Here is a 7,125-nt window from a genome sequence, read left to right as displayed (position 1 = left end):
CACCTGCTCGTCTTCCCGCTGCTGCTCGGCGCCGGCAAGCGCCTGTTCAGCACGACGGACAAGGACACCCAGAAGCTGAAGCGGGTCGAGGGCCTCGGTCAGGACGCGGCCGTAGCGGATCTTGCGGCCCTTCTTCGTGCCGAGGAAGCGGCGCATGCGCTGGTGCGGCGGCCGGTCCTGCTGGGCGGGCTGGCGCACGAAGGTCCGCCAGGCCGGGAGGTCGCCCTCGGCCCGGAGGATCTCCTCGACCCGGGGCACGCCCAGCGCGCGGACGAGCTCGTCCTCCAGGTCCGCCGTGCACACGAAGATCCCGTCGCACGGACCGCCGGCGCGTTCGAGACCGCGCTCGTAGAAGCCCTGCTCGCCCTCGTCGCACAGCCCGGCGAGGCGCAGGCCCAGTCCAGCCGGCCCGAGCAGGCCGGCGAATCGGCCGACGCTCATCGCCCCGCCCATCGGGACGACGCACACCCCCTCGGCGGCCAGGTCCCGGCCGTGGCGGGCGGCCAGCGCCTCGACGGCCGCGAGGTCGCTCGGGCCTTCCAGCAGTACCGCCGTCCGTACCCGAAGCCGGTCTGCCAGCTCGCCCGCCGGCCCGCCGTCCGCACCCGCGGCCCAGCCGATGACCGCCTCCCGGAACACCCGCATGTCCGTCATGGGGCGATTCTGCCCCCGCCCGGGCCGGCCGGGCGCGGGGTTTTCGCCGCCCGGCCCGGCCGCGGCGACGGATGCCGCCGTGCCGGCCGGGCCGGTTCCGGGACTACTTGGGGGCGGCCGTCATGGAGGCGACGGCGTCCGCCACGCTGGAGCGGTAGTTGCCCATCTTGGGGTTCAGCACCCGCACGCCGCTGTCGAGCGGGAAGTTCTGGGTGTTCGCGAGGGGCATGTTGGTGCCCTCGTCGTCGGCCAGCACGTTGATCTCGTTGATGCCGGGGGTGGTGCCGGTGGTGGCGCCGCTCGGGTCGAGGTCGATCACCGCGTAGGCGTTCTGCCCCGCCGGGACCGTGAAGCGCTCGGTGCCGCTGGCGAGTATCGGCTTGACGTTCTTGCTCTGGTCGGGCGAGACGGAGTCGCCGAGGTCGACCCCCGGGGAGGAGCTCAGGCTGCAGGCGCTCGCACCGGTGTTGCGCACCTCGATCACCCGCTGGCCGGCCGCCCCGGCTCGGGCCGTCACCTTGATCGAGAGGTTCTTGATGTCGCACGGGTGGGCGGCGGCGCCGGCGCTGCCCCCGTCGGACTTGGTGCCGCCCGGGGTGCTCGCGCCGGACGGCTTCTGCGGGGCGGGCTTCGTCGCCGCTCCCGTGGCCGGTGCGCCCGTGGGGGCGCCGGAGGCCGGGCCGCCCGCCGTCGGGGGCGTGACGGCCACCGTGGCGGCCGCGGAGGCCCCCGGGCCGCCGGCCGTGTCGGTGTTGTCGGGCCCGCAGGCGGTCAGCGCGAGGCCGGCTCCGACGACGAGGGCGGCGGAGGCGAGCAGCTGGTGACGGTGGCGGACGGACATGGTGGCTCCCCGATGACGGTGCGTGCTGATGTGCGTGGACACCTCACAGGACGGTCGGTCGACGGCTTTTGGTGGCATGCACAGCGTCACAATCGTCAGGACAGGATGAAGATCAGATCGTGACATTCGGTCAGATGTGCTGCGGGCAGCGGGCGATGGACCGCTCGGCCCCGATGGGCCGTTCCGTGTGTCGGTAGCATGACGGTCCGACACATCCCTCCCCCGAGGAGTCCCCTTGACGAACACGTTCATGCGGCGAACAGCGTTACCCGCCGCCCTCACCGTCCTGACCGCGGCGGCGTCGGCGCTCGGCGCGGGCACCGCCCACGCGGACTCGCTGAACGACCCGTGCGACCCGCGCGTGCCGCAGACCCAGCTGTTCGAGGTCGCGACCGCCACCGTCGACCCGGTACTGACGCACTGGAAGGGCATCACCATCGCCCCGGGCACCACCGGCTCCATCGAGACCACCGTCTCCGAGGTGCAGGCCGTCAGCACCACGTTCAACGCCTCGACCGAGATCAGCGCCTCGGCGGGCGCGCTCTTCGCGAAGGTCTCCGTCAAGGTCGGCTTCTCCGTGCAGACCGGCAAGTCCACCACCAGCAGCTGGTCCCAGAAGATCACCCTGAACTTCTCCCGCCCCGGCGACTACGCGGTCTTCAAGGGCACCCACCGCGTCCAGGGCACGGCCGACGCCTTCACCTGCGTCGTCGACGGGCCCATCGGGAGCGACCCGAGCAAGGGGCGCTGGGCCTACGTCTTCGGGTACCACCCCGTCTACAGCACCTTCGACGCCGAGATCGAGGGCACGGTCTCCTGCGACACCCCGGTCTCGCCCGGCACCGTGCAGGAACTCGCCCGCAACAAGCTGGTCTGCCACTGAGTGCCGCCCCGCCCTCCGGTCCCGGGCGCGGGGGCCGAGGGCGGGGCCGCGGGCCGGGGCCGGGGACGGGGACGGGGCTCGCCGAGAAGCTGTGCGACCGGCCGCCCGAGGAGTACGCCGTCGCGTCCACCGCGACGATCCCGGCCCCCGCCGGGTCCGCGAACCGGCCCTGGCCCGGCCCGGGTGGTTGCGGGAGCCGCAGCGGGCGCGCCGGGCCCACTGGTGCGGGAACGTGGAACCGGACGAGGACTACCTGCCGCCCGGGCACCGGACGGAGCCCGGGCGGCTCCACCAGGAGCCGCGGGACGAGGTGCCGCGCGGGAGTGACGGCCACGGCGCCGGCCCATCCGTCGTCGCGCCGGCTCCGAACACCGTGCGCGACGCTGGTTGCGTCATTCCGCCCGGCCCGGCGGAGGCCCGGCCCTGCGGAAACCCCGCGGGTGCCGCTTCCGGAGGAGGAGTCGACATGGAACCGCTGCGACCCGACCCGCTGCGGCCCGCCCCGCTGCGCTGCCTGGTGACCGGGGCGACCGGCTACATCGGCGGCCGGCTCGTGCCCGAACTGCTCGCCCGCGGGCACACCGTGCGCTGTCTGGTGCGCGATCCCCGGCGGCTGCGCGACCAGCCCTGGCGGGCCCGGGTGGAGACCGCCACCGGGGACGTCACCCGCCCCGCCACCCTCGCCGGGGCCTTCGACGGCGTCGACGTCGCCTACTACCTCGTCCACTCGCTCGGCACCGGACCCTCCTTCGAGGCGACCGACCGGGAGGCCGCCCGCGCCTTCGCGGCGGCCGCGGCGGCCGCCGGCGTCACCCGGATCGTCTACCTCGGCGGCCTCGTCCCCGCCGGGGTGCCCGAGGCGGACCTCTCCCCCCACCTGCGCTCGCGCGCGGAGGTCGGCCGCGTCCTGCGCGCCGGCGGTGTTCCCACGGCCGAACTGCGCGCCGCCGTGATCATCGGCTCCGGCAGCGCCTCCTTCGAGATGCTGCGCCACCTCACCGAACGCCTGCCCGCGATGGTCACCCCGCGCTGGGTCTCCACCCGGATCCAGCCGATCGCCGTCCGGGACGTCCTGCGCTACCTCGTCGGCGCCGCCCACCTGCCGCCCGGGCTGAACCGCACCTTCGACCTCGGCGGCCCCGACGTCCTCACCTACGAGCAGATGATGCGGCGCTACGCCCGCATCGCCGGGCTGCGCCGGCGTCTCATCGTCCCCGTGCCGGTCCTCACCCCCCGCCTCTCCAGCCACTGGGTCGGCCTGGTGACCCCCGTGCCGAACTCCATCGCCCGCCCCCTCGTCGAGTCCCTGCGCCACGAGGTCGTCTGCGGCGAGCACGACATCGCCCGCTGGGTGCCCGACCCGCCGGAGGGCCTGACCGGCTTCGACCGGGCCGTCACGCTCGCCCTGCGCCGGATCAAGGACGCCGACGTCGCCACCCGCTGGTCCTCCGCCTCCCTGCCCGGCGCCCCGAGCGACCCGTTGCCCACCGATCCCGACTGGGCCGGCGGCAGCCTCTACCAGGACGTCCGGGAACGCGCCGTGACCGCGCCGCCCGCCGCCGTCTGGCGGGTGATCGAGAGCATCGGCGGCGACAACGGCTGGTACTCCTTCCCGCTCGCCTGGGCCCTGCGCGGCCGGCTGGACCGCCTGGTCGGCGGCGTCGGACTGCGCCGGGGCCGCCGCGACCCGGCCCGGCTGCGGGTCGGCGACTCCCTGGACTTCTGGCGCGTCGAGGAGATCGAACCCGGCCGGCTGCTGCGCCTGCGGGCCGAGATGCGCCTGCCCGGGCTGGCCTGGCTCGAACTCTCCGTCGCACCGGACGGGGACCGCGGCACCCGGTACCGGCAGCGGGCCCTGTTCCACCCGCACGGCCTGGCCGGACACGCGTACTGGTGGGCCGTCGCGCCGTTCCACACCGTGGTGTTCGGGGGCATGGCCCGCAACATCACCGAACGCGCCCGCCGGCAGCCCTGATCCGGCCGGGCCCCCGGCCCCCGATGTGGCGCGGGCGTCCGCCGCGAAGAAAATGATCCAGGTCCGTCCACCGTGTCGATCCGCGACCGCGCCGTTCGACCTGGGACCGGAAGGGTCGAGAGGCGACCCCCGAACGAGGAGGCCGGAGATGGCGAAGTACATGCTGATCATGCGGGGCACCGACGAGTCCGTCGCGAAGATGATGGAGACGCCGTTCGAGGAGATGCTCGAAACGGTGGGCCGTTTCAACGAGGAGCTGATCCGGGCGGGCGTGCTCGTCGCCGCCGAGGGGCTGGACGACCCCTCGCAGGGCGTGGTGGTGGACTTCAGCGGGGAGACCCCGGTGGTCACCGACGGACCGTACGGCGAGACGAAGGAGCTGTTCGGCGGCTTCTACGTGATCGATGTCGCCTCGAAGGAGGAGGCCGTCGAGTGGGCCAAGCGCCTCCCGGCGCTGCCCGGCTCGAAGTGCGAGGTCCGCCGCGTGCCGGGCATCGAGGAGTTCCCGCAGGACAACGAGTGGATCGTCAAGGAGCGGGCGTGGCGCGAGCGGACCGGCCAGCTGTGACAGCCGGGGCCACCGACGGCCCGCCGGTCGCCGAGTCGGCGCGGCGGGCCGTCGAGGCCGTCTGGCGGATCGAGTCGGCACGGATCGTCGGGGCGCTGGCCCGGTACACCGGGGACTTCGCCCTGGCCGAGGACGTCGCGCAGGAGGCGCTGGCGGAGGCACTCGTCACCTGGACGCGCGACGGTGCGCCGGCCAACCCGGTGGGCTGGCTGCTGGCGACCGCGCGGCGGCGGGCCATCGACGCCTTCCGCCGCAGGTCGGCCCTCGACGAGCGGTACGCCGTGCTCGCCGGCCGGCTGGCCGACGGCCGGTCCAGCTCGGGCGCGGCCGGCCCGCCCGGGCCGCCCGACGATCTGCCGTGGGACCCGGACCGGGTCGACGACGACGTCCTGTCCCTCATGTTCGTCGCGTGCCACCCGGTGCTGTCGCCCGAGGCCCGGGTGGCACTCACGCTGCGCGTGGTGGGCGGCCTGTCCAGCGAGGAGATCGCCCGCGCCTTCCTCGTGCCGGTACCGACCGTGCAGGCCCGCATCACCCGGGCGAAGAAGACGATCGCCGCCGCCCGCGTGCCGTTCGAGCTGCCGCCGCCCGAGGAACGGCCGGGGCGGCTCGGCGCCGTCCTGAGCGTCCTGTACGTGGTCTTCACGGAGGGCTCGACGGCGACGGCCGGCGACCACCTGCTGCGCCCCGACCTCGCCTACGAGGCCGTACGACTGGCCCGGGTCCTGGCCGCCCTGCTGCCCGGGGAGCCCGAGGTGCACGGCCAGCTCGCGCTGTTCGAGCTCACCGCCGCGCGCTTCCCGGCCCGCACCGGGCCCGACGGCGAGGCGGTGCTCCTGGAGGACCAGGACCGGCGCCGGTGGGACCGCTCCGCGATCCGGCGCGGTCTGGCCGCGCTCGGCCGCGCCGCCGCCCTCGGGCGGGGCCTCGGACCGTACGGTCTGCAGGCCTCGATCGCCGCCTGCCACGCGACGGCGCCCTCGGTGCCGGAGACCGACTGGGACCGCATCGTGCTCCTGTACGAGGCGCTCGGCCGGGTGGCCCCCTCCCCCGTCGTCGACCTCAACCGCGCGGTGGCCGTCGCGATGGCGGGCGGACCGCGGGAGGCGCTGTCCATCGTCGACGACCTGGCCGCCTCCGGCCGCCTGTCCGGGTCGCACCTGCTCCCCGGCGTGCGCGGCGAACTGCTGCTCCGCCTCGACCGCACCGCCGAGGCCCGTGCCGAGCTGGAACTCGCCGCCCGCCTGTGCCGCAACGCCCCCGAGCGGTCGGTGCTGCTGCGCAAGGCGGCCGCGCTGGGGTGACGCCTGCCTGCCGGGCCGCCCTCCCCCGCCCCCGCCACCGCCAGCGCCACCGCCAGCGCCAGCGCCAGCGCCAGCGGCCGCGGCCGCGGCCGGCGGAATTTCCGCTTCCCCTTGCTCTCCTGGCTCTGGTATGACAGCACCTGGCCCGATCGGGGCCACCTGAACAGGGGGATTGTGTCGTGCTGAGGACCACCCGCCGACGCCGGGTACGCGTCGCTTCGCTGCTGGCCGCCTCGGTGGCGCTCGCCACCGTGACGACGGCCGCGCCGGCCGGGGCCGCGCCCCGCTCGACCGGGAGCGACGCCGCCCCGACGGCCGGGCTGAACCTGATGCTGCGCGCCGATCCGTGGAAGGTCGTCCAGACCCGCCGGGCACCGGACGGCACCTGGGACGCGGCCAGGGAGATCCCGCAGTTCGGCGGCTTCCGGTACTGGACGACCGTCGTCGACTCCGGGCGGCTGCGGCTGTTCGGGCTCCGGAGCTCCGGCCCGATGAGCGTGCAGTTCGTCCAGTCGACGCAGCAGCCCGACGGCAGCTGGTCCGCGCCGACCCCGATGCAGGGCCTGGCGGAACTGCCCGTCTCCAGCGAGTACTTCCAGCTGGGCACGGCCGGCGCGGCCATGGTGAACGGCCGGGTCCAGCTGGCGGCGATCGACCCCACGGGCCGGCTCGTCCACACCGTCGAGAACCCGGACGGGAGCTGGCAGCCCTGGGGAGCGATCAGCGCCCCTCCGGGACTCGGCTCGGACAAGTACTTCAGCCTGGCGACGGCCGAGGTGAACGGCGAACTGCACATCGTGGCCACCATGTGGAACGACGGCAGCGTGCTCCACACCATCCGGCACGCGGACGGCACCTGGGCCGGCTGGGGCAACATCATGGGCGCGGCCGGGACCCCCT

Annotated in this window: 7 protein-coding genes; 5 read left to right on the top strand and 2 right to left on the bottom strand. The window is 74.9% G+C overall.

The window, feature by feature from the left end:
* On the bottom strand, positions 1-654 hold a 654-nt coding region (locus ACIQOV_RS19240), incomplete at its 3' end, for a TOPRIM nucleotidyl transferase/hydrolase domain-containing protein (RefSeq protein ID WP_401049906.1).
* A 103-nt stretch (positions 655-757) separates the two neighbouring features.
* On the bottom strand, positions 758-1,495 hold the full coding sequence (locus ACIQOV_RS19235) for a DUF4232 domain-containing protein (protein ID WP_359915091.1): 738 nt from the start codon (positions 1,493-1,495) through the stop codon (positions 758-760).
* Between the two features lie 235 nt (positions 1,496-1,730).
* Here ACIQOV_RS19235 and ACIQOV_RS19230 point away from each other — a divergent pair, with 235 nt between their 5' ends.
* From ACIQOV_RS19230 to ACIQOV_RS19210, 5 genes are all read left to right on the top strand, one after another.
* Positions 1,731-2,378: a hypothetical protein gene (locus tag ACIQOV_RS19230; RefSeq protein WP_401049903.1), complete on the top strand. Its 648-nt coding sequence runs from the start codon at positions 1,731-1,733 to the stop codon at positions 2,376-2,378.
* 466 nt (positions 2,379-2,844) lie between these two features.
* Positions 2,845-4,353, top strand: a complete 1,509-nt coding sequence (locus ACIQOV_RS19225; protein ID WP_401049901.1) for an SDR family oxidoreductase — start codon at positions 2,845-2,847, stop codon at positions 4,351-4,353.
* A gap of 148 nt (positions 4,354-4,501) precedes the next feature.
* Entirely contained in the window at positions 4,502-4,921 is a 420-nt protein-coding gene (locus ACIQOV_RS19220) for a YciI family protein (RefSeq protein ID WP_401049898.1), read from the top strand.
* Positions 4,894-6,225, top strand: a complete 1,332-nt coding sequence (locus ACIQOV_RS19215; RefSeq protein ID WP_401049895.1) for an RNA polymerase sigma factor — start codon at positions 4,894-4,896, stop codon at positions 6,223-6,225. Before ACIQOV_RS19220 ends, ACIQOV_RS19215 begins: the two co-directional genes overlap by 28 nt.
* Positions 6,226-6,404: 179 nt before the next feature.
* On the top strand, positions 6,405-7,125 hold a 721-nt coding region (locus ACIQOV_RS19210; protein ID WP_401049893.1), incomplete at its 3' end, for a hypothetical protein.

Origin of the sequence: Kitasatospora sp. NPDC091257, from assembly GCF_044757675.1 — a bacterium.
GTDB lineage: Bacteria > Actinomycetota > Actinomycetes > Streptomycetales > Streptomycetaceae > Kitasatospora > Kitasatospora lactacystinica.
Note: the sequence above shows the minus strand (reverse complement) of the source record. Positions and strands in the feature narration are given on the sequence as shown.

Bases quoted from the DNA above. Each gene is read 5' to 3' on its own strand.
- ACIQOV_RS19235 (WP_359915091.1), bottom strand. From the start codon at position 1,495: ATGTCCGTCCGCCACCGTCACCAGCTGCTCGCCTCCGCCGCCCTCGTC.
- ACIQOV_RS19225 (WP_401049901.1), top strand. From the start codon at position 2,845: ATGGAACCGCTGCGACCCGACCCGCTGCGGCCCGCCCCGCTGCGCTGC.
- ACIQOV_RS19220 (WP_401049898.1), top strand. From the start codon at position 4,502: ATGGCGAAGTACATGCTGATCATGCGGGGCACCGACGAGTCCGTCGCG.